This is a genomic window from Planomicrobium sp. CPCC 101110, from assembly GCF_007859395.1.
GTDB lineage: Bacteria > Bacillota > Bacilli > Bacillales_A > Planococcaceae > Planococcus.
This window is the reverse complement of the sequence record NZ_VOHD01000003.1, coordinates 951,417-972,563: the sequence shown is the minus strand read 5'-3', so window position 1 is coordinate 972,563 and position 21,147 is coordinate 951,417. Positions and strand designations below refer to the sequence as shown.

The following is a 21,147-nucleotide window of genomic DNA, read 5'->3' as shown; positions in this document are numbered from 1 at the left end:
CCTCCTGTAAGTTAATTTCGTTTGTCTATGAATGAACCGTCAGTCGACACCATTTGATAGGCACCGATATACTTTTTCGACGCTTGCTTTGTTTGGTTAATCCGCTTCATCTGGTTTGAGAATGAATTGTATAAACCGGTGATGAGCGGCTGAAGCTTTATTTCAAGCTCTTTTAATTGTTCGATGATGTACCGGTCCTCAGGAATCCATTGATGGCCTTGCTTTTGAATAAAAGCATCCAACCGCAAAATCGCTTGCCCTCTTTTTTCAAGAAGCGATTGCAGCTCATCCAATTTGCCGTCCTCATTGTCTTTCATATTCGAGTGAATCGTTTTCGCCTGTTTGTAGACTTCTTCCGTCAGCTGCAATACTTTTGTTAACTCGTTTTTATAGAGGACCATTACATGCCACCAAACATATTCTGCTGCATCCATGCACTTTGTGAATTCATCTGGCTCATCGCTTTTTCCATGGCCGTGAATTGTTTCCAGTACCGGTCTTCAATTCGGACAAGCTTGTCTTGCCAACGGGTGATTTCCTGATTCATTTGTTTGATTTTTTTGGAGATGGTGCTGTTGTCGATGGTGCTCGCCGGGCTTCCCGCGCGCTCACTCAATTTTTTTATTACATCGTTCAATTCCTCATAGACAAGCGCTCCCACTCCAACGCTTCTGTCCCCAACTTTATTGGTAAACAAATTCATCACTTCATCCGGATTGCTGTTCAACTTTTCTTTCAGCAAATCTTCATCAATGAATAATTTCCCGCCTTCTGAATAACTGCCTGTACTGATTCCGATTTCCGAAAGCAAGTTAAGGTTTTCTTTCGGAATACCTTCTACAGGATTCATGAAAGCGCGGCGAAGATCTTGCATAGCACTTTTCAAAATCGGATCATTCCGCAATAGGCCGCTTCTTGCTTTTTCTTCCCACAGTTCAACTTCGCTCTCGCTCATGTCTTTCTTTTGTTCAGCGGACAACGGCTGAAAATCAGGGTAACGCTTTTCGACCAGCTGTTTTTCAATTTCTGTGATGGCTTCATTGTATTTCGTTACAAAATTCTTGATGGTTTCAAAAGTCTTTGTCGTATCCGACTGGACAGTAACCGTAATGATAGAGTTATCAACTGTATCGCTTGCATCAGTATCAATTTTCGGTTTCACCAGATTTAGCGTCAAACCGTTTATGGTCGTTTTATTGGACGTCAAGTTGTTGACAGCTATGCCGTTAAACTCGACTGCCCCGTTTCCGGCTTTGGTGATGAAACCAGTAGCTGCGGTAGCGCCGGTAGAAAAAGTGTTCTCTGTGCCGTTATTTATGATTTTTTGAGCCAACGCGGAATTTTCGCCTGTTCCGGCACTGTCCTTGAACTCCAATGTAAAGTTCTGGTTTTCCCCCATGGCTTTTGTGGAAATAAAAAATCTTGAAGTTGTATTATCGAAACTTACACGCAGTTCCGGCACTTTTCCCGCTGTCGCATTTTGAATTTCTTTCGCCACATCCGCCAGTGTCATATTGGCTTCAATTTCGATCAAGTCGGTTGTACCGCTTACCTTTATCTTTCCTGCAACTCCGATAAGATCTGTGGATTTTGCTGGAACTTGAGTTCCTGAGGTGTTAGTTGTAGTAATAGTTTGTGCAGAATGCATTTTCGCCTCGCTTGCAACACTGATCACTTTCACTTTGTATGTGCCGTTCACGGAAGCTGATGTTGTCTCAACTGAAAGGCTGCTTGTGTCCGATGAAGTTGCACTATATGAGTTGAAAGTTCCCTGCAGGCGCAACTCACTTGCGCTTGTCCGAAGGCTCGAGAAAGACAAATTGGATTTCCGGTAAGCTTCCTGCTGCCATTCTGTCCATGTTTTTTCTTGAGTTAATTTATCCATCGGCAACTTTTGTGCTGCCATTATTTCTTTAACCAACGAATCTGTATCTATTCCTGATGCTAAACCGCCGATACGCAATGTTGCTCACTCCATTCTTCAAAACTTAAATCTTGTCATCAATAACCAATCCTGTCAGCTCCAGCATGGAAGCGTACATATCCAAAAATTTTTTGTTCGGAATTTCTCTTAATACTTCGTCTGTTTTTGGATCAACCAGCTGAACATAATAGGTATTCAACTTTTCATGAAGCTGATACTTCAGTTCAGAAGTCGATTGCTCCAGAAATTTATTCATGCTTTCTACTTTATCTACAAGCTGCTCTTTTGGAATTTGGTCCGAAGTTTCGAACGGTTGTTTGTCGGGCAGTTCTTGCAAAGGCTTGATTGCCTTCACAGCCTCAACTTTCTGCGGATAAGCAATAACGGGTGTTTGTCTCACTTCCATCAGTAACACTCCCTTAGGTTTCTCTTTTTAATCGGTTGAGATGAAATGTTTACTCGGTAGACAATTCAACCGTTAGCTCTACTTTAGTTATCGGCAGAAAGCGCAAAATTTTTAACGGCATTTCTCAAAAAATAAAACCGATTCAATTACGAATCGGTTCGTTTCATCCTATGTTGTTAAAGTTGCGGGTGACGCCTTTGGTCCAGTGGTTATTGAGTCCAGTCGGATCGTTTGCGGCACCCACAGGAGCATACTTCGCCCCGATTTCAGCAATTGTGTCTTTTCCTTGGTCTAAATAATTTTGGCGCAAGTTTCGGGCCATGTCGAAAATGCTTTCCTCAACAGAACCGTAGCTTCTCAAGCCGTTCTTGCCCATCATACCGGCAACGTTGTTTTTCTCGTTGACCGCTCTCGATGTTCCGTTGCCGGTCTCGTGTTTGGCAATCGCCGTTAGTAAGTTTGGATCGATGTTATACTTCTTTCCTGCATTGATAAAATGAACAGCCGTTCCACTTAACTTTCCACCCAACGTGCTATCCATCTTCATAAACTGAGCGGGTTTAAATTCGAGACCGTTTGCACTTCCGGTGTTTGTTGTGCCCGGAGCCTGGCTTGTATCAATCGGCTTTCCGTTTGCTCCCTTTACTTCACTTGTCGGGGCAGCGCCAGATGGAATTGCGGGATTGTATGAGTTTGGCATTTGAATGAAAAATTGGTTGTTAATGATTGGCTGCTGGGTTTGAGGAATGCTTGCGTTTGCTGTCTGGGCTCCTTGCATCGCTGCCTGCAACAGCATCATGAACATGGAGTTGGCATTCATGCCCCCTCCCACTTGGTTCATGGAAGTGCCCAGTTGACTTACAGAAGGCATTGCTTGGGCCATAGACGCCATTGCCATTTGATTTAACCAGCTAGAAGAAATCGGACTAGTCATTGATAAATTTACCCCACCCTTTGTATAAATAACTGAATTTATATCTATAGTACAAGATAATGAAGAAAAAAAGAATAGGATAATTGTGGTAGAGAATATAAAAAAGTGGAAAAACTTACATTGAAATAAAATATCTAATTCCACTAGCCTCCGAATGAATAGAGCAAATAAAAAAACGGGTATGGAATTAAAACGGCTGTACAAATAAGAGGGGGCTTTCAAATGCATGATTTAATATGCGGAAAATTACTGGGAGATGGTTGTTTAACGAAACAAGAAGGAAGAAGGAAGAAAACCGAGATTCCAATTTAGCCATACGGCAAAAGATAAAGAATGGTGTGAGCATTGCTTCGAACAACTTAAGTCTTTCTTTCTTTTAAACCCTCCTAGATACAAAAAAATAACTGATAGCCGTATAATCTCTGGTTACACAGAATGCTATATGGTTCAATCACGGACATCCCCAGAACTATGCCAGCTTTACGAACTATGGTATCCACAATCCATAAAAGAATTGCCTATAACCTATATTGAGGAGCATTTCAACGAGAAGTCATTGGCGTGGTGGTATCAAGATGATGGACATTTCAAGCAGAAAGACGGCATACCAAAAAAAATCATATTATCTACTGATAGCTTTTCATTGAAAGAAAATCATTTTCTTATCGATTTTCTTCAACAAAAGTATGATTTACGATTTTCTATAGACACTCAAAATCGTCTCCTTTTATACGATCAGTTTCAAATTATTTATTTCCTTAAACTAATCGAACCCCATATCCACAAGTCAATGGCAAGAAAAACATTAGTTCTTAGCGAACCGAAAAAGATCGCTACACGATCGACCATATATCTTCCTTCTGACATTTCACTTACCAAACCAACCGTTGAAATCAACGAGCAATACAAAAAGTTGCCAAAATTAGTACCTCTAGCAGAAGAACCCATAGAATTCTTTAAACTGTATTTCTCTTTGCAGAAAACATTACAACCTACTAAACCTTATCAAATAAAAATAAATGCAGAATCGCAAAAGACTTTAGGCCAATTGAAAGTTCAAACCGGATTAAACCTTAGCCAATTGACTGCACTGTGCTTTAAGTTATAAAGACGAGTATTGTCTATTAATGATAATTAGCATGCCGTAAAGCTTTTAAAGACTCGAAGTCTTTTTTCAATTTTTCCATCTGTTTATTGGAGTTGAAACGTTCTTTTGGGCTTAACTTGTCTCTAGCGGCACATTCTGCAATTTCCTTCATTTCGCGCAGTTTAAAATCCATTTCGTCTAAAATTTGAATTTGCTCTTTTGTGTTCTGAAGTTGCTGTTCGAGAAGTTCTTTATATTCCTTTTGTTCTTGGTTCATGTTTATGTCCTCACTTTCTAAATAAAAAGAGAGACCACAGAATTTCATGATCTCAGGTAATTTACACCTTTGAATCGATTGTTCCGCCAATATGAGAATGAACCGATTGTTCCATAGCCTTCACATTAGAAGATTGCATTAATTTTACTAAACCTTCGCCAGTCGATTCAGCTTGGTCCATCGTCTTTTTCATAATGGAAACACTCGCTTCTTGCCGAACGCTGGCTTGGCTTAAAGCGATTGATAAAGCTGCGATATCCATGGAAAACCCTCCATTCTCATAAAAAAAGGAGTCCAAATAAATTGGACTCCTTTGTTTTTAAGATTAACGCAATAATTGTAGTACTTGCTGAGGCGCCTGGTTAGCTTGAGCCAACATTGCTTGTGATGCTTGAGCAAGAATCGAGTTTCTTGTTTGTTCCATCATTTCTTTCGCCATCGTGCGAACATTTACTTTCATAAATGACTAGACTATATCTTCACCCTCTATATTTAGTAGGGGCCGGGCACTTCGGATCTGCCAGTGCTGATGGACACTGTGTCACCTATGGATTTCATCACCATAGCTTTCGCCTTAGATGGTCTATCCTAGTCGTTGAACCTTCTCCACTCTTTCGAGACAGGAGCTTGGCTGCTGATTGCCCAATCTTTTATTTTTTCAAGCCGTCACGCCTGTCATTTCCAACTACGTTGTGGCAATAAAAGCTATAAGGGGTTTCCAGCAATTCACCCGATTGTAATCTCTAACCGTTACCAGTTAGGACGACTGTACCTCTGCTCACTTACGCGGCTTCGGCATAATCAACGTCGCGGATACGAGATTCCGCAGCAGTTAAGTTTTCGGCTGATGTTCCAAGGTTATTGATTGTGTGATCTAGACGGTTTTGTACTGCGCCTAATTTAGAACGTTCAGCTGATACACTTTCAATAGCAGTGTTAATAGTTGTAATTGCTGAATCTGCATCTTGTTGCGAAGAAATATCAATACCTACTGTAACTTTTGTTCCTTCAGTCAATACAGCATCTGCAGCAATCTTCAATTCAGTGCCATCATAGTAACCAGCTTCTGATGCTTCTATTTTCACTGTTTCGCCATTAGTTTCGGCTACTTCTGCAGCATACACTAAATCACCGTCAGCATTAAAATAACCAGCTTCAGTTCCTTCGTCAGTATCTGCAGCTTGCCATGTACCAACAGTAACACCATTTGAATCCTGAAGTACATTTTCGACGTTTGGATCAGTACCTGTAGTAGCTGCTGTATAAGTTGCAGCTTCAACTTTCCCTTTAAATTCTAGTCCTGTAATAGCACCAGCTTCTCCTACAGTATACTGAGTTCCAACTTTCAAGGCATCTGAGCTCATATCACTAATCTTAAGTTCAATATTTTGGTCGGCATTAGCACCAATATGAAACTTACCGCTAAACTCTCCACCTAGGAGGTTTTTAGTATTAAACTCAGTGTTTTCTGCAATTCTTGTAATTTCTTCTGCCAACTGTGTAACTTCTTTTTGAAGCTCTTTGCGATCTGTATCAGTATTAGTATCGTTTGATGATTGTACAGCCAATTCGCGCATACGTTGAAGAATGTCATGAGTTTCGTTTAAAGCGCCTTCAGCAGTTTGCATTAAAGAAATACCGTCTTGAGCGTTCGTTGTAGCTTGCTCTAATCCGCGGATTTGTCCACGCATTTTTTCAGAGATTGCAAGACCTGCTGCATCGTCTTTCGCGCTGTTGATGCGAAGACCTGAAGACAATTTTTCCATGCTGTTCATTTGTGCGCTTTGAGCGTTGCCCATTTGGCGGTGAGTGTTAAGTGCTGCGATGTTGTGATTGATAATCATTTTGTATTACCTCCGTGTAATGTGTTTTTTGTTTTTGTCAGGGTTCAAATCCGTTTGAACTTCCTTACACTGTTTATATCGGAGGGGTTAAGAAAATGTTTAGCATTTTTTAAAACTTTTTTCAAAAAAATTAAAAAGCCTGCAGCTAATGTGCAGACTTCTCCTCTTATTGCTTCTTCATATTCAAAAAATCACTTAAGTTGATGACATTCGAAGTCGCTTGCCGGTTCTCTTCTTGAATCTCCAAGTAAACTTCTTTTCTATGAATGGTAATATGCTTTGGCGCTTTGATTCCCAGCTTTACCGTTTCCCCTTCGACAGCGTTGATAATGATTTCGATATCGTCATCGATAACGATCGATTCACCTTTTTTTCTGCCTAGCACTAACATCGCTTACACCTGCCTTGCTTCAGCGGCTTGGAATAATGGCTGCTTAATCTGATAGGTTTTATTGTCCAAAACGATTTGCATACCAAGTTTCTTCGCATTGTTAATGAGGATCGGCCCTTTGAGATTCGTCGTCGCGTCTTTCATTTCACCTGTAACAGAAACCGTCGTCAAGACAATGGCATCCGCCGCATCTTCCAATGCCAATCGCTCTACCATCTTCTCTTCCAGCTTCACGTCGTACTCCTTAAAGAAAGAAAATGGATCGACCAAAAAGAAGCTTACTTCCTCCATTTCAACCGACTGCAGGAAAAAGAAAGGACTCTTCCCTTGTTCATCTGCCGGCAGTAATACATACTCCTTATATTCCTCAAATCCTGGAATCCCTTTTTCAAAAGTGATGACACGGCTCTCCGGCATCTCCAATTCACCAAACTGGGTTGTTTGTAGTTTCATAAGTAACTCCCTTCAATTGCAATATTTTTTTATTCTTATCTAGTTTTATAAAAAATTAAATGCGGAAGCGTCCGCCTGAAGCGATTCATTATCAAGTGCTACTTTCTTTATCTTTTACTAGCATAACGTATTTCCCCTAACAATCCATCCTTCTCTTTCACCTGATTTTGCAAAGACTCCACAGAAATACTGAATACTGTCACAAATTAGTAGTGATAATAGCCTATTACTATGGTATCGTATGTAATAAACAGGAACTTGCTAGGAAAGAAGATGTGATATCCCATCTTTCCTGTCCATTATTACAACATAGAAAAGGAAGCGTTGTTCTTCTTATGGAAACCATTCTGACATACTCCCACTCATCATCGGCCATGCCCGCTATTTTGGTACTGCTTCTCTTTTCCTTTTTACTATTGAGTTTCAGCAGTTTCCGCAAAGATGCGAAACTCAAAAAGCAATCGACCGAAGCGGAACTGAAATTCCAATCCGTCATTGAATCGGCGAATGATGCCATTATCGTCTCGGATCATTCGGGACATATCCTGCAATGGAACCAAGGGGCCGAAAAGATATTCGGTTATTCAAAAAAAGAAGTGCTCGGGTTGAACTTGGACCTGATCGTCCCTGAACAATCTAAAGAAGCGCACCGAAAAGGCATGGCGCGCTATTACGAAACGCGAAAGCCGCTCCTTATCGGGAAAACGCTTGAGCTGACCGGTTGCCGAAAAGATGGAACAGAGTTTCCATTTGAAATATCGCTGGGTTCATGGGAAACGGAAGAAGGCTTATTCTTGAGCAGCATCATCCGTGATATTTCAGAACGCAAACAAACAGAAGAAAAAATCAATGATCTTGTCTACTTGGACCCGCTAACCGAACTTCCGAACCGTCGCTTGTTTTATGACCGTCTGAGTTCTACACTGAACCAGTCAAAAGGAGACGACCAGACTTTTTCGCTGCTGTTTCTCGACTTGGATCATTTCAAATTGATCAACGATACGTTTGGCCATTCCATCGGTGATCAATTGTTGATCGAAGCGACATCTCGGCTGCAAAAGCGATTGTCCGAACGGGACACTGTTGCGCGGCTCGGCGGCGATGAATTTGTCGTGATTTTGCCGCATACCAGCCATACTGAAGCAGCCGCATTTGCGCAGGATCTGCAGCAGGCATTCAACGAGCCTTTTCTTTTTAACGGAGAAGAAGTATTCATCAGCTTGTCTATCGGTATCGGCATGTTTCCGAGTGACGGAGACAACCAGGAGTCGCTGATCAAAAGTGCGGATTTAGCTTTATACCGTGTGAAAGAAGAAGGACGCAACGGCTTCCAATTCCACACGAGCGATATGAACGAAATCGTCGCTCGGAAATCAAAACTTGCCATGAGTTTGCGAAAAGGATTGGAATACGGCGAATTCAGCATTCACTACCAACCGCAAATCGATTTAAAGACCGGCACAATCATCGGTGTGGAAGCGCTTGTCCGCTGGACGCATTCAAAACTGGGAGCTATTTCCCCCGCTGAATTCATTCCCCTCGCGGAAGACACCGGAGCGATCATTCAGATTGGTGAATTCGTCTTGCGCGAGGCGTGCAAGCAAAACAAGTCGTGGCAAGATGCCGGCCTGTCCCCGTTCCGTGTTGCGATCAACATTTCTGCCCGCCAATTCTCGCAGACGAATTTGGCCCAAACTGTAAAAGAAGCGTTAGAGGAATCCGGTTTGGCGCCGGAGTATTTGGAGCTCGAGCTGACCGAAAGCATCATCCAAGGGTCGAAAAGCGCCATTACCATGATGCAGGAACTGAAGAAAATGGGCATCCATCTATCGATAGACGATTTCGGGACGGGCTATTCTTCTTTGAGTTACTTGAAACTGTTCCCGATCGACACATTGAAAATCGATCAATATTTCACCCGCAACATTCAAGTGGACGCAAAAGATGCGGCCTTGGTGGACACCATCATCCGGATGGCGCATAACTTGGAACTCAATGTGATCGCGGAAGGCGTCGAAACGAGCGAGCAGCTTGAATTCCTGAAAGTCAGACATTGTGACCAGGCGCAAGGCTACTACTTCAACAAGCCGCTGCCGGCAACAGATATCGAACGGATATATCAGCAGCTTGAAGGCGATCCATTATTGAATTAAAAGCAAAAGGAAGTGATCAAAATGATCACTTCCTTCAGACTGTAGACAAAGTCTATGATTAATGTATATATAATGCGTCAAACCAACCGGCCCGGCCACTCCGCTTTCCGTGGGCTTGGCTTCAGCCTCCTCGCCACTGCCGTGTCTGCGGGGTCTTCCGCCCAAGCTGGTTCCACAGGAGTCTCCGTGCCCAGGCCGGTTTAGCTTCTTTGTTGGACAAAGTGTGCTTCCATTTAAGTTCCAGCTAGCAGCAAAGCCGGCGCGAGACGCCTGCAGTGCCTACTAGCTTAGGAACCGGAGCGCAAGGCGGCGACTCCAGCGGGACCAGCGCGAGCCGAAGACCCTGGACAGAGCGAAGCGAAGGAAGCGGCTGAGGCCGTGCCCGCGGAAAGCGTCCTCCTAGAGTGAAATGAAAAAAGCTGCCGAGAGTTTCTCGACAGCCTGAGGAAGTGATCAAAATGATCACTTCCTTTTTTCATGCCCTTTTCAGAACTGTAAAATCGGCAATTCATTAATAATTTGCGTTTTACCTTTTTATGAGTTGAAGCCGATCTAATAAAGGAAAAAAGACAAACAAATCTGTCCATCTTTCCCTAAACTTCTTATTTTTTAGTAAAGATGACTTTGTTTAAACTTTCTATATGAATACGATCCCCATTTTTAAGAGTGGTAGTTACACTTCCAACCGCCCCCTCTTCTGGGTCATTCATCAAGGTTTTAATCACAAACATATCTTCGCCTCTGGATATAAATAAATTACCTACATAATCCGTAGTTGTAATTTTATACTTACCTGCATTTATATCTTTACCAACAGTCCAATAGCCGGCATGCAGTACATTGGACTTTACATTTGGTACCTTAGTGAATTGCACATTATTAAGTTGTTCAATTTCAATTTTGTCCCCTGCTTTAATATCCGTTGTGATAGCAGTTACACCATATTCTTTATCGCTTGCAAGAGTTTCAATTACATCCCGGTCATAAGAGTTTGATGTTATGTAGATATTTCCGAAATCTGAAGTTGTAGTAATTTTATAACGACCTGCCGGCAAATCGTGACCGCCCTTCCATGTACCGGCACTTAATGTTTTACTGTAAGGAACCGTAATGGTCGCAGTTGTCGTTTTTCCGTTAGTTGTTGTAGCCGTAATTTTAGCAGTTCCCACACCGACTGCCGTCACTTTACCTTTACTGTCAACTTTCGCCACTTTTGTGTTTGACGATTTCCACTTCAAAGTTTTGTTTGTTGTGTTGCTTGGGCTTACAGTTGCTGAAAGCGTAAAGGTTTTGCCTTTCTTGACTGTTGCAGAAGCTTTGTTCATCTTCGCTGATTTTGCAGCAATCGGTGGTGTTACCGTCACTTTCATCGTTGCAGATTTCCCGTTTTTTACAGAAGCTGTGATGGTCACAGTACCTTTTGCTTTGCCTGTCACTTTTCCTTTGCTGTCGACAGTAGCAATTTTGGTATTTGAGGACTTCCAGGCAACCATTTTATCTTTGCTGTCAACCGGTGAAACAGTCGCGGATAATGTGCCCGCTTTGCCTGTACGTAGCGATAAACTGGTTTTATTCAACTTTACTTTTTTTGATGAGACATTTACGTTCAGCGTTTTTGTTACTTCTGAATTGCCAGTTGCTGTAGCCGTAATTTTGGCTGTACCTTTAGCAATCCCTTTAATATTCCCAGATGCGTCAACTGTAGCTACTTTGGTGTTTGAACTTTTCCAAACAATTGTTTTTTCCATAGCATTTGAAGGAAAAACAGTTGCTGTCACTCTGTATGTCTGGTCAGGAGTAATTGATAACCCTGATTTGCTGAATTTAATGCTGGCCGGAACGATGTTTTTTTCTTTGAAGCTCATTGTACCAGCTAAATTGGAAATATAGATGTACTCATTGGTGACCAATTTCAATTCGATAGGTTCACTGTTTTCATACACTTCTATGGACTGTTTTTGATTTCCTTCGCTGTCCAACACAAAAATATAAGCGTCATCATCTTCGTATAACGGTTTGTCAATATCCAACAAATAAGTTCCAGCCGGAATATCTGATCCAATTTCATAATAACCTACCGTTAATGCATTCAAATCTGCTTTTGCAAGCATCTCAACTTCCAATGCAGGAGTAGTATCTTCTATGAAATAAACATCTACTCGATCTTCAAGTTTCAAACTCAAATTAATTTGATCTGACTTATAACTATTTACAGTTTCTGTAATTAAACCCTTTTGATCTCTATAAACTTCTATTCTGACTAGACCGTCTACAACTTTAAACTTATTCAATCCTGCCGAGATTTCATTTCCTACCGTATACGTACCTTCACTTAACGATATAGCTTCTTCGGCTTGTACTGAATTCCCTACAAAAAACGACAACAACAGAACAAGCAAAAATAACACTTTTATCCAAATGTTTTTTTTCAACACTAGACCTTCTTCCAGTTTTAATTTTATTGCTTCTTTGTATATCGGCAGAAATACAATTTTATTTACATCTATTGTTTACCGTTTCCACTTTTATTTTATCTTTGATTCCCATGGCCGTTCTCTAATATTCATGTAATTTTAAAAAAACGCCAACAAATTCAAACTTCTTTTATTTCCTTCTTTATAACCCTGCCTTTTTAAAGCTACAGGAATAAAAAATGCTCTCTATAATTACTTGGACTTTAAAAGCGGCCTTACTCTACTTGAGTAAGACCGCCTCACAATGATTCTTTGGAAGTCACTTTATGATTTCTGGAAGCTCCTTTTTGCACATCATACAGGGTTTCGCCTTCCACCCTAATGCAAATAATGCAGGCCGGTTTTGTTCATCACATTGGTCTTGCGCTATCAATACGGGAATATGGGCCGAAATATTTTTTCCCATTAACTGTACGATAAGCTCTTACTTTATAATAATAGATTTTCCCTGAAGTCAATCCTGTTTTGGTGTAACTCAGTGACTTGCCGCTTCCAGTCGTTTTGATATTGCGGTACGTCCCTGTCTTAGAAGTTGCCTGGTACACCGTGTAACCACTGGCTCCAGTTACTTTAGACCAGCTGATTTTGTTTTTGCGGTAGTCGGACGATGCAGATTTCACCGATGAAACTTGAGAAACGGCTGATTTAGCACTGGCAATTTTTGAATACGGACCAAAATATTTTTTTCCATTGACGGTGCGATATGCCCTTACTTTATAATAGTAAGTTTTACCAGTCGATAAACCTGTTTTGGTGTAGCTAAGCCTACTGCCGCTTCCAATGGTTTTGACGTTGCTGTATTTACCTGTTTTCGAAGTTGCCTGGTACACAGCATAACCACTGGCTCCGCTCACTCTTGCCCAGCTAATTTTGTTTTTGCTATAGCCTGACGCAGCTGCTTTGAAAGAAGAAACTAAAGAAACGGTCGGTTTAGCGCTAACGATGTTTGAATATGGACCAAAGTATTTCTTTTTATTGACGGTATAATAGGCTCTTACTTTGTAATAATAGGTTTTTCCAGCCGTTAAATCTGTACTGGTATAGTTGAGGGTACTGCCGCTTCCAATTGTTTTGATATTGCTATAAGTACCCGTCTTAGAGGTCGCTTGGTATACGGCGTAACCGCTTGCGCCGGCAACCTTAGACCAACTGATTTTGTTTTTGTTATAGCCGGCTGACACAGATTTCACAGAACCTACTCCAGAGACAGCTGGTTTTCCGATCGCGTTGCTAGTATATGGACCGTACACCTTCTTGCCCTTTATCGTCTGATAAGCACGGACTTTATAATAATAAGTTTTGCCCGTTGCCAAGCCCATGTCTGTATAGCTTAGTGTACTGCTTGCAGGGCTGCTGATTTTACTGTAAGTTTTTGAACCCGGTGAGCTTCGATAAATTTCATAGCCATCGGCTCCGGAAACTCGGGACCAGCTTATTTTCAGCTTATCATAAGCAGCTACCACAACTTTTACAGAGCCGTCAGCTACAACTGTTTTTGCTGCTTGGCTTTCGTTCCCTACTGCATCCACCGCAACTAGGCTAACACTTAAGCCAGTTGGCTGCTTGGCGATTTTCATCGTAAAATTGCCGTCGGCTGCTGTGGCTTTTCCGATTTCCTTGCTTCCGGCGTAAGCATAGACCGTAGATCCGGTTTCTGCTTGGCCAGTGATGGAAGTTTCCGTATTGTAAAGTGAAATGACAACCGGCGCATTTGGTGCTGTAACGTCAGCCACTGTAACTTTTTTCTTTTCGCTCACTTTTCCAAGTTGATCTGTTGCGGTAACTGTGAGTATAGCCCCCGCTTTTTGTTGCGGAATGGCGATGGAAAATGTCTCGTTTGCTGTTGCTGTTCCGGTACCTAAAATGGTTCCGTCCTTTTCAATAGCAACAAGCGTCCCTGCTTCCGCTTTCCCTTTGACGACAAGTGACTGGGTGGTCACTCTCTCCACTTCCGGTTTTGCTGGCGCAAGCAACAAGGCGTCTTTTGCATCTACCCGGCCATGCCCAAAAAGGTCGTCTCTTCCGGGAGCCCCCAAATCTTTCGCCGTTTCATACAGCCGCTTTTTAACGTGTTCATTGCTTAACTCAGGATTATCAGCCATAATCAGCGCTGCGACTCCCGCTACTACTGGAGTTGCCATCGATGTTCCGCTCATGCTGCCAAAAGAATCCCCTGGCAGTGTCGACTGAATCGAACTTCCGGGAGCAACAATATCGATTGTCGACCCAAAATTCGAAAAATCGGATAATGCGTCTGCAGAAGTGGTAGAGCCGACTGAAATAACTTCCGGATAAGCTGCTGGGTAATTAGGGGTGTTTTCACCGTCGTTTCCAGCCGCCGCAAGCAAAACAACCCCGATCGCATTGGCCCTCTGAACCGCTGTTTCAAGTGCTTCGCTTGGCTCTTCGCCTCCTAAGCTCAAGTTGATGATATCCGCACCGTTTTTCATTGCATAGTCGATCCCTTCAATGACATCAGAAGTATAAGCATATTCTCCGCTAAAGACATTGATCGGCATGATGCCCGTTTTTGGGGCTACGCCTGCCCCCATTTTTTCATTGTCAATCGAACTGCCTATAATGCCGGCTACATGTGTGCCGTGAATGCCTGCGGGAATAACGGTTCCGGTCTCTTTTACAATATCGTAAGGGGAAACGAACTTCCCGGCTAAATCCGGATGACGCAAATCGGCGCCATCATCGATAACAGCGACCACGACATCCGGAGAACCGAATGTTTTATCCCATGCCCGGGCGCTTCCGATGGTTCGGTGATGATATTGCTCCAGGCTCACGTATGGGTCGTTCGCAATATACGCAAGCTTAATCAGGTGATCCGGCTCGACACTCTCGACGTCGCTTCTTTTCCCCAGCTCATCCATAAAGCTTTCTACCGTTTCACCTTCCGGGACTTCCACAGATACCAGTTGGCTGTCTTGCCCTTCAACCGGAATTACTTCACCGTTCTTAACAGGGCGCACTGCATTTTCTTCCATCGTGACAATCACTTGGTCGGTTTCCGCTTGTTGATTTTCTGCATATATAGGTGAATCCAAATGTAAGAATATCGATATCGCCGAAAGTGCGGCTAGTGTCTTTTTCATGCATCAAGCTCCTTTTATTTAAGGCGATATTAAAAGGATAATATCGCTATTTATTAAAATCGTTCCCAAACTTTCCTCCCACATGATAACATGTTTTTAAAGAGGAATAAATGCAGTGTTTTTTTACAAATAAAGTATTTAACTTAATAAATCGTTTTCATTTTATCTTTGATGTGTAATTTTTAGTGCACAATTGGTAAATATAAACCTCTTCATGCTTTCCGATATTATATTTATAAAAAAATTAAAAAGTATGGACATAGCTAAACCCATATGTCAACCTGGAAAAAGTGAAATAACAAATCAATATATCAAAAGAACAGTTTCATGTGGCTAAAAATCCGCTTGTATTGATTGGTGACAAAGGGCAAATTATCCAAGTGAACCAAGTTTGGTCTAAGGTTTGTGCTTAACTTAATTTGGCGGAAGACTAAAATCGTTTATTCATCTGACGAAGAGGATCGAGTGCGAACTAGTTGCAGAATGCATGGAACGCATCGAGGAAGTCCATTCTAAAAAAACAACGAATACAACGTTTTCCAGGACCACTTTTTTGATAAACCTTTGAAACTGGAGGATTTCGAAGCAAAGTATCTTCAAAAGGATTGTAAATTTATAATAGAAGAATAAGCTTTGAATAAGAGCAAAGAAGATTTTTCTTCTTTGCTCTTTTTTGTTTTAGACTTTATAAATTAGCAGGGTTAGCGTCCACGAAACAATGCAAAGACAAGCATATATTTTCTCCGTCATTTTGCCTGTTTCATGAAGTATTAATAAATTGGCAAAGAAGAGTATGCTTAAAACAAAAAAACGGAAGGCCGGTCCCGATCGGCCTTTCATTTCCTTGAATTGCTTCTATACGCCAAGAGCCGCATCGTTACATTTGAGCTGTTCTTTTCTGTTCGATTAGCATGGTTCTTTTATACGTTCTTGAAGACGGATACCGATTTTTCTGGCAAACTAAAGATAATTAGAAATCCGAAGGAGTTTTATCATGAAACCGATAATCAGGCCGCTTAGCACACTGTTGATGGGCGGAACTTATTTGCTGTCGATCTTTTATCCTTTTCCTATCGCTACCGGGCTTGTCAGCCTGTTTGCATTGGTCGCGCTGTTGTCGTTCTTTCCGTATTTGAATCGTGTTCCGAAACTGCTGATTTTGGCCCTGACCATCGGAGCGCTCAGCATGGAAATGAGCCGGGAAGGGCTGCAGCACTTTTTCACGGGACTCCAGACGAACGCGAACGTCTTGGCCATTTTCATCTTTGTTCCACTGCTTGCCATCCCGATCAAGCAAGGAAATTATTTAACGTATGTTGAAGTCATTTTTTCCTCCTATATTAAAAAGACGCACCAATTGTACTTGTTTTCCACCATATCCGCCGCAAGCATCGGAGCCGTCATGAACGTCGGTTCCCTGCCCATCTTGTATCAGCTCACGGATACGAAGGCATTCCAGCCTTATACAATGATGCGGCTCAAGTCGATGAGCCGGGGATTTGTTCTGGCTTTCTTATGGTCCCCTTACTTCATTTCCGTGGGTCTTGTTCTCGCGTATTTTGATATCTCTTGGCTGCAGCTTTTTGTGCCCGGCATTTCCTTGGCCTTGCTTATCTTATTGATGGGATGGCTTCTGGAAGGGAGAAACCGTGAGGAGATACCGATAGAAATGCCTTTGCCAAACCAAGCGGAACTGAAGAAGGCAAAGCGGAAAGTAATGGAATTGGCGCTGATTGTTGCTTTGATAACTGCAATCATCATGGTCGTGGAAAACATCACTGGCCTTTCGGTTCTCACCGTCATCCCGCTCGTCGCTATTTTAATGTCTTTCCTTTGGTCGCTGTTTTTCAGCACAAAACAGCAACTTGCAGACAATTACCGGTCATTTTTCAATTCGCGCATTCCCGGAATGGGCAATGAATTGTCGTTATTCATCATTGCAGGCGCTTTTGGCACAGCACTTTTGGACAACGGAGCAGAAGAGTGGATTTTGTCGTTGCTTGATGCTTTGAATATTTCAAATGTCCTGCTCCTAATTCCGGTGATTGCCCTGCTCATGGCAGTTCCGGCCATCGTCGGCCTTCATCCGGTAATCACGGCAACAATTTTGGCGATTACATTGAGCGGCTCTCCACTTTTCATGGAAGACCATCTCTATTTAAGCCTTGGCCTTCTTTCCAGCTGGATGGCGGCGATACTCATTTCCCCGTTTTCCGGCGTCAATTTGCTTCTTGCCGCCATCAGCAGAAAAAGCCCATTTGAAATCAGCTTGAAGAACAATGCGGGTTTTTCCGGGCTGCTGTGGATTGTTTGCTATGTGGGAATTGTGATTTTGTATTTTATAAGATGAACAAAAAACAGCCATCCTGGAAGCGAATTCGCTTCCAGGATGGCTGTTTCACTATTTAGTCGTTCGGTGATGCCGGCTTCGATATATCTTCGATGGCTTCGCCAGCATGCTCGTCCGATTGGTCTTTCACGGCGATGTCGCCTAACGCTACAATGCCCAGCAATTTGTTATCTTCACAAATCGGCAGGCGGCGGATTTGGTGTTCCGCCATCAGCGTCGCCGCGTCTTCCACATCCATATCCGGCGTTCCAGTCACAAGGTCGGAAGAAAGAATCTGGCCGACTGGCGTGTCGAGCGAAAATTGGGCAGCTATGCCGCGTATGACAATATCACGGTCTGTGATGATGCCGACCAAGCCTCCACCGTTGGTATCCACAACCGGAATAGAGCCTACATCCAAATTCAGCATTTGAACCGCTACTGCCTGAATGGCAGTGTCTGTCGTGCAAGTTTCCACATCTGTCGTCATAATTTCTGTCACTTTCATGAGTGATGCCTCCTTTTAGTTCGGTAAACTAATTGTAGTGCGTTTCATGAAACTAACGCTAGACTTGAAAACCAACTCTATGCAGCAATCCGGGTTTTCTTTTGATCCATCCCCAGTGCATCTGTCAACGGACAATAACGCGTAATTCCTTCCGCCACTTTTTGCGCTCCCATCACTGAGACAAAAAGCTGTCCGCCAGAAGGCTTTTCCCGAGACATTTTGGAAATCGACCATGCAAGAAGTGTCAATCCGCATGTAATGCGGACCATAGAGTCAATGGTTCCGATGTTTTGCTTCATCCGATATCCCCTCCTCCGTTTTCCAATTCACATCTATAGTGTTCCCGTTTCTATTTAGGCTAAACGATTTTTTCAATCACAGTTTGAAATTAAGGATATTGCGTAGGATGTACATTGAAAGGCTTTAGAATGCACAGTGGATTTTGCCCGCATTCAGCACCCTTTAATCGACCCTAAAACAGCCGCCCTCAGCAAGTTGCAAGGGCGGCTGTCTTTCTTTGTTCCTTATTTTATTCGAATTGCGGGGCTGTGCGCTTTTTCGTCGCTTGCTCATAGGAATAAGCAAGCTCGATCAATTTCGGTTCGCTGTAAGCGAGCGCACTGAACGTCACTCCCACCGGTTCGCCTTTGCTTGTATAGCCCGCTGGCACGGTAATCGACGGGTAGCCGGCTTTTGCCGGCATAGCCGCACCGCGGTTGTTCTCAAACAATAAAGCATCCAGACTGTTACGGGCCATCACTGCATCGATTCCCTCGGACGCCGAAATCCGGAGGTCGGTTTCACGGTGCTCCAGATAAGTCGGGTCTAATGGATCGTCACTCAAACTTAATGCCTTTTCGAGTTCGCTTTGGCCGAATTTCATGCGGATAGCAGGATCCATTTTGTTGAACTCGATAACATCCGCCAGCGACTTCACCGGCACCCCATCGGACACTTTGCGCAAATAGCCATTAACCCCGCGCTTGAACTCATACCACAGCACTTCTGAATCGAACTCCTGTCTTGGAATGATCACTTCCTCGACAATCGCCCCAAGCGATTCCAATTCCTCAATGGCTTGTTCCATGACGGCGCGCTCTTCCTTGCCGGCTTCGCTCAAGAAAGAGCGGTCGACGCCGATCCGGGCTCCTTCAAGCCCGTCCGCTTTCAAGTGAGGTGTATAATCAGACAGCGCCTTCTCATTGTTCAAACGAGTGGCCGAATCCCGGTCATCCATGCCAGTCAGAGCGCCAAGCGTAATCGCCGCATCCGCCACGGTGCGCGCCATCGGTCCTGCCGTGTCTTGGCTTTCGGCAATCGGAATGATGCCTGTTCGGCTGATCAATCCGACCGTCGGCTTAATGCCGACGATAGAATTGGCGCTTGATGGACTCAAAATCGATCCGGACGTTTCTGTACCGATGCCAACAACCGCCAAGTTTGACGCAATGCTTGCACCTGTACCTGAACTCGATCCACCGACGCTTCCCGCTTCGAACGTAGCAACGCCGTATGGGTTCAGAACCTGTCCGCCAAGCCCGCTATAGCCGCTTGGCACATTTTGCGTCATAAAATAAGCCCATTCGCTCATATTGACTTTGCCAAGGATGATTGCGCCGGCTTGCCGCAGCTGTTCAGCAACAAATGCATCTTCTTCCGCGAAATTGTCTTTGAGCGCGATGGTTCCGGCGGTAGTCGGCATATTATCCACCGTATCAATATTGTCTTTCAGCAGCACAGGAATTCCGTATAATGGGCCCTGCCCTTCTTGCCCGCGCTTTTCATCCAGCACCGTCGCGATTTCCAGCGCATCGGGATTGATGCTCAAAACCGAATTGATCTTCGGGCCATTCTTGTCGTATTTTTCAATTCGGTCCAAGTAGGCCTGTACCAGCTCGACAGAAGTCAGCTGTCTGTTTTTGAAGGCTTCCTGGATATCATGGATTGTTGCCTCTTCTATTTCAAATGCCGTTTTCTCCATTTTTCTTGCCCCTTTACCTTCACCGTGGAAGTATGTACTTTTTCAGAGGGAGCGAAACTCCTCTTCTTCTATTATAGTAGCAAATTAATAAAATAATAAGAACATTCTAACGAAACAGCCATTTTTCACTGAAATTCTTTTGTTTGTTTGAAAAAGCCCCCACCGGGAAAAACCATACTACTAATATAGGCAGCAAAGGAGAGGGACGATGAATAGCCAGTTGTTTCGGGGTATAGAGTTTTTAAAGAACCTTTCCTTGGTGGAGTTTTTCATGTTTTTCGTATATGTGGCGCTGATTTTCGCGGCAAAATCGCTCATTGTATTTCTGTTGGGAAAATTAGTTCCGTCCAAACGCTTCAAGGACCGCATCTTCCCGGTTCTGTCGGACATCTTGAATTGGCTCGCGTTTTACGGGGCGATTCTCTTTTTCCTGTTTTACTTTTCAAAAGAAAACTGGCTGTTTTATCCGTTTTATGAAACGGAAGGCGTCAAGGTATCCGTATTCCTGATTGTTGCAGTGGCCATCATCGTCAATTTTGCGAGCCGGCTGGTGAAAGCGTTCAACCGCTATGTGATGCCATTCTTTTATGAACAGTTTGATGTCGATGTCGGCATGAGCTATACATTCAACCGGATCATCTACTATATCGTGATGTTTATCGCTTTGGCTCTCAGCTTTACGACAGTTGGCCTGGATCTTACTGCGCTCGGAGTCGTCTTCAGCGTGCTCGGCATCGGTATCGGTTTTGGGGTTCGCAACATTGCGGCAAATTTCGTATCCGGCATCATCATCTTGTTCGAACGGCCGATGGAAGTCGGTGAACTGGTGGAAATTGACAAGAAAATTGGACGGATCTCAAAAATCACCCTTCGTTCCACCGTCGTTGAAACCTTAAAGAATGGAACGCTTGTTGTGCCCAACAAATACTTTATCGAGCAAATCGTCAAGAACCGCTCCAGCGCTAAACTATTTGCCCGCGTCGTAGTAAGCGTCGCTTACGGCAGTGACACACAACAAGTGGAACAGCTCCTTCTGCAGGCTGCGGAAATTGAAAAACAGAAAATGCCAGGGGTACCCGGGGAGCTGCCGGAAGTCCGATTTATCGATTTCCGGAATTCAGCGCTCGATTTCCAAGTGGAAGTGAATGTCGTTGATGTCGATATGAAAGAAAAACTGGAAAGCCGGATCCGCCACTCGATCTCCGAACTGTTCATCGCAAATGGCGTCAAGTTGGCGGAAGTGGCCATGATTCATGAGAAATAAGCAGAAAAATAAAACGGG

At 43.4% G+C, this 21,147-nt stretch carries 18 protein-coding genes and 1 pseudogene; 4 read left to right on the top strand and 15 right to left on the bottom strand.

Going from position 1 to position 21,147, the window contains the following annotated elements:
• Positions 1–11: 11 nt before the first annotated feature.
• From fliT to FQV30_RS04680, 4 genes are all read right to left on the bottom strand, one after another.
• Positions 12–401 carry a flagellar protein FliT gene (fliT, locus tag FQV30_RS04695; RefSeq protein WP_146499571.1) on the bottom strand — a complete coding sequence of 130 codons (390 nt, stop codon included), beginning with the start codon at positions 399–401 and terminating at the stop codon, positions 12–14.
• Entirely contained in the window at positions 401–1,963 is a 1,563-nt protein-coding gene (gene fliD, locus FQV30_RS04690) for a flagellar filament capping protein FliD (RefSeq protein ID WP_146498961.1), read from the bottom strand. Before fliD ends, fliT begins: the two co-directional genes overlap by 1 nt.
• 25 nt (positions 1,964–1,988) lie before the next feature.
• Positions 1,989–2,330 (bottom strand): flagellar protein FlaG, encoded by a 342-nt coding sequence (locus FQV30_RS04685; protein WP_146498960.1) that lies wholly within the window; start codon positions 2,328–2,330, stop codon positions 1,989–1,991.
• A gap of 163 nt (positions 2,331–2,493) precedes the next feature.
• Complete coding sequence (locus FQV30_RS04680; protein ID WP_146498959.1) at positions 2,494–3,264, bottom strand: glucosaminidase domain-containing protein; 771 nt, start codon at positions 3,262–3,264, stop codon at positions 2,494–2,496.
• A gap of 286 nt (positions 3,265–3,550) precedes the next feature.
• On the opposite strand from FQV30_RS04680, the pseudogene FQV30_RS04675 reads away from it, so the two are divergent.
• Positions 3,551–4,372, top strand: a pseudogene (locus FQV30_RS04675) (endonuclease); the annotation flags it as partial.
• Positions 4,373–4,388: 16 nt separating this feature from the next.
• Here FQV30_RS04675 and FQV30_RS04670 read toward each other — a convergent pair.
• From FQV30_RS04670 to fliW, 6 genes are all read right to left on the bottom strand, one after another.
• Entirely contained in the window at positions 4,389–4,628 is a 240-nt protein-coding gene (locus tag FQV30_RS04670) for a hypothetical protein (RefSeq protein ID WP_146498957.1), read from the bottom strand.
• A 61-nt stretch (positions 4,629–4,689) separates the two neighbouring features.
• On the bottom strand, positions 4,690–4,890 hold the full coding sequence (locus FQV30_RS04665) for a YjfB family protein (protein ID WP_146498956.1): 201 nt from the start codon (positions 4,888–4,890) through the stop codon (positions 4,690–4,692).
• Between the two features lie 63 nt (positions 4,891–4,953).
• On the bottom strand, positions 4,954–5,055 hold the full coding sequence (locus tag FQV30_RS04660; protein WP_304608786.1) for a flagellin: 102 nt from the start codon (positions 5,053–5,055) through the stop codon (positions 4,954–4,956).
• Positions 5,056–5,410: 355 nt separating this feature from the next.
• A complete protein-coding gene (locus tag FQV30_RS04655) occupies positions 5,411–6,472 on the bottom strand; it encodes a flagellin N-terminal helical domain-containing protein (protein WP_146498955.1) in 1,062 nt (353 codons plus the stop codon).
• A 166-nt stretch (positions 6,473–6,638) separates the two neighbouring features.
• On the bottom strand, positions 6,639–6,863 hold the full coding sequence (csrA, locus tag FQV30_RS04650; protein WP_146498954.1) for a carbon storage regulator CsrA: 225 nt from the start codon (positions 6,861–6,863) through the stop codon (positions 6,639–6,641).
• 3 nt (positions 6,864–6,866) lie between these two features.
• A complete protein-coding gene (gene fliW / locus FQV30_RS04645) occupies positions 6,867–7,316 on the bottom strand; it encodes a flagellar assembly protein FliW (protein WP_146498953.1) in 450 nt (149 codons plus the stop codon).
• Between the two features lie 335 nt (positions 7,317–7,651).
• Between fliW and FQV30_RS04640 the strand changes: the two genes are divergently transcribed.
• Positions 7,652–9,469, top strand: a complete 1,818-nt coding sequence (locus FQV30_RS04640) for a putative bifunctional diguanylate cyclase/phosphodiesterase (RefSeq protein ID WP_146498952.1) — start codon at positions 7,652–7,654, stop codon at positions 9,467–9,469.
• Between the two features lie 602 nt (positions 9,470–10,071).
• Here the strand turns inward: FQV30_RS04640 and FQV30_RS04635 are convergent.
• Both FQV30_RS04635 and FQV30_RS04630 read right to left on the bottom strand, forming a co-directional pair.
• On the bottom strand, positions 10,072–11,901 hold the full coding sequence (locus tag FQV30_RS04635) for an Ig-like domain-containing protein (protein WP_146498951.1): 1,830 nt from the start codon (positions 11,899–11,901) through the stop codon (positions 10,072–10,074).
• Positions 11,902–12,293: 392 nt separating this feature from the next.
• A complete protein-coding gene (locus FQV30_RS04630) occupies positions 12,294–15,047 on the bottom strand; it encodes a S8 family serine peptidase (RefSeq protein ID WP_146498950.1) in 2,754 nt (917 codons plus the stop codon).
• A gap of 994 nt (positions 15,048–16,041) precedes the next feature.
• Here FQV30_RS04630 and FQV30_RS04625 point away from each other — a divergent pair.
• Entirely contained in the window at positions 16,042–17,397 is a 1,356-nt protein-coding gene (locus FQV30_RS04625) for a hypothetical protein (RefSeq protein ID WP_146498949.1), read from the top strand.
• Positions 17,398–17,452: 55 nt separating this feature from the next.
• Here the strand turns inward: FQV30_RS04625 and FQV30_RS04620 are convergent, their stop codons facing one another.
• The 3 genes from FQV30_RS04620 to FQV30_RS04610 all read right to left on the bottom strand — a co-directional run bounded on the left by FQV30_RS04620 (position 17,453) and on the right by FQV30_RS04610 (position 19,865).
• Complete coding sequence (locus tag FQV30_RS04620; RefSeq protein ID WP_146498948.1) at positions 17,453–17,884, bottom strand: CBS domain-containing protein; 432 nt, start codon at positions 17,882–17,884, stop codon at positions 17,453–17,455.
• A 77-nt stretch (positions 17,885–17,961) separates the two neighbouring features.
• Positions 17,962–18,183 (bottom strand): YgaP family membrane protein, encoded by a 222-nt coding sequence (locus FQV30_RS04615; RefSeq protein WP_146498947.1) that lies wholly within the window; start codon positions 18,181–18,183, stop codon positions 17,962–17,964.
• Positions 18,184–18,413: 230 nt separating this feature from the next.
• A complete protein-coding gene (locus tag FQV30_RS04610) occupies positions 18,414–19,865 on the bottom strand; it encodes an amidase family protein (RefSeq protein ID WP_146498946.1) in 1,452 nt (483 codons plus the stop codon).
• A 271-nt stretch (positions 19,866–20,136) separates the two neighbouring features.
• Between FQV30_RS04610 and FQV30_RS04605 the strand changes: the two genes are divergently transcribed.
• Positions 20,137–21,129, top strand: a complete 993-nt coding sequence (locus FQV30_RS04605; RefSeq protein ID WP_255473308.1) for a mechanosensitive ion channel family protein — start codon at positions 20,137–20,139, stop codon at positions 21,127–21,129.
• The last annotated feature ends 18 nt before the right edge of the window (positions 21,130–21,147 follow it).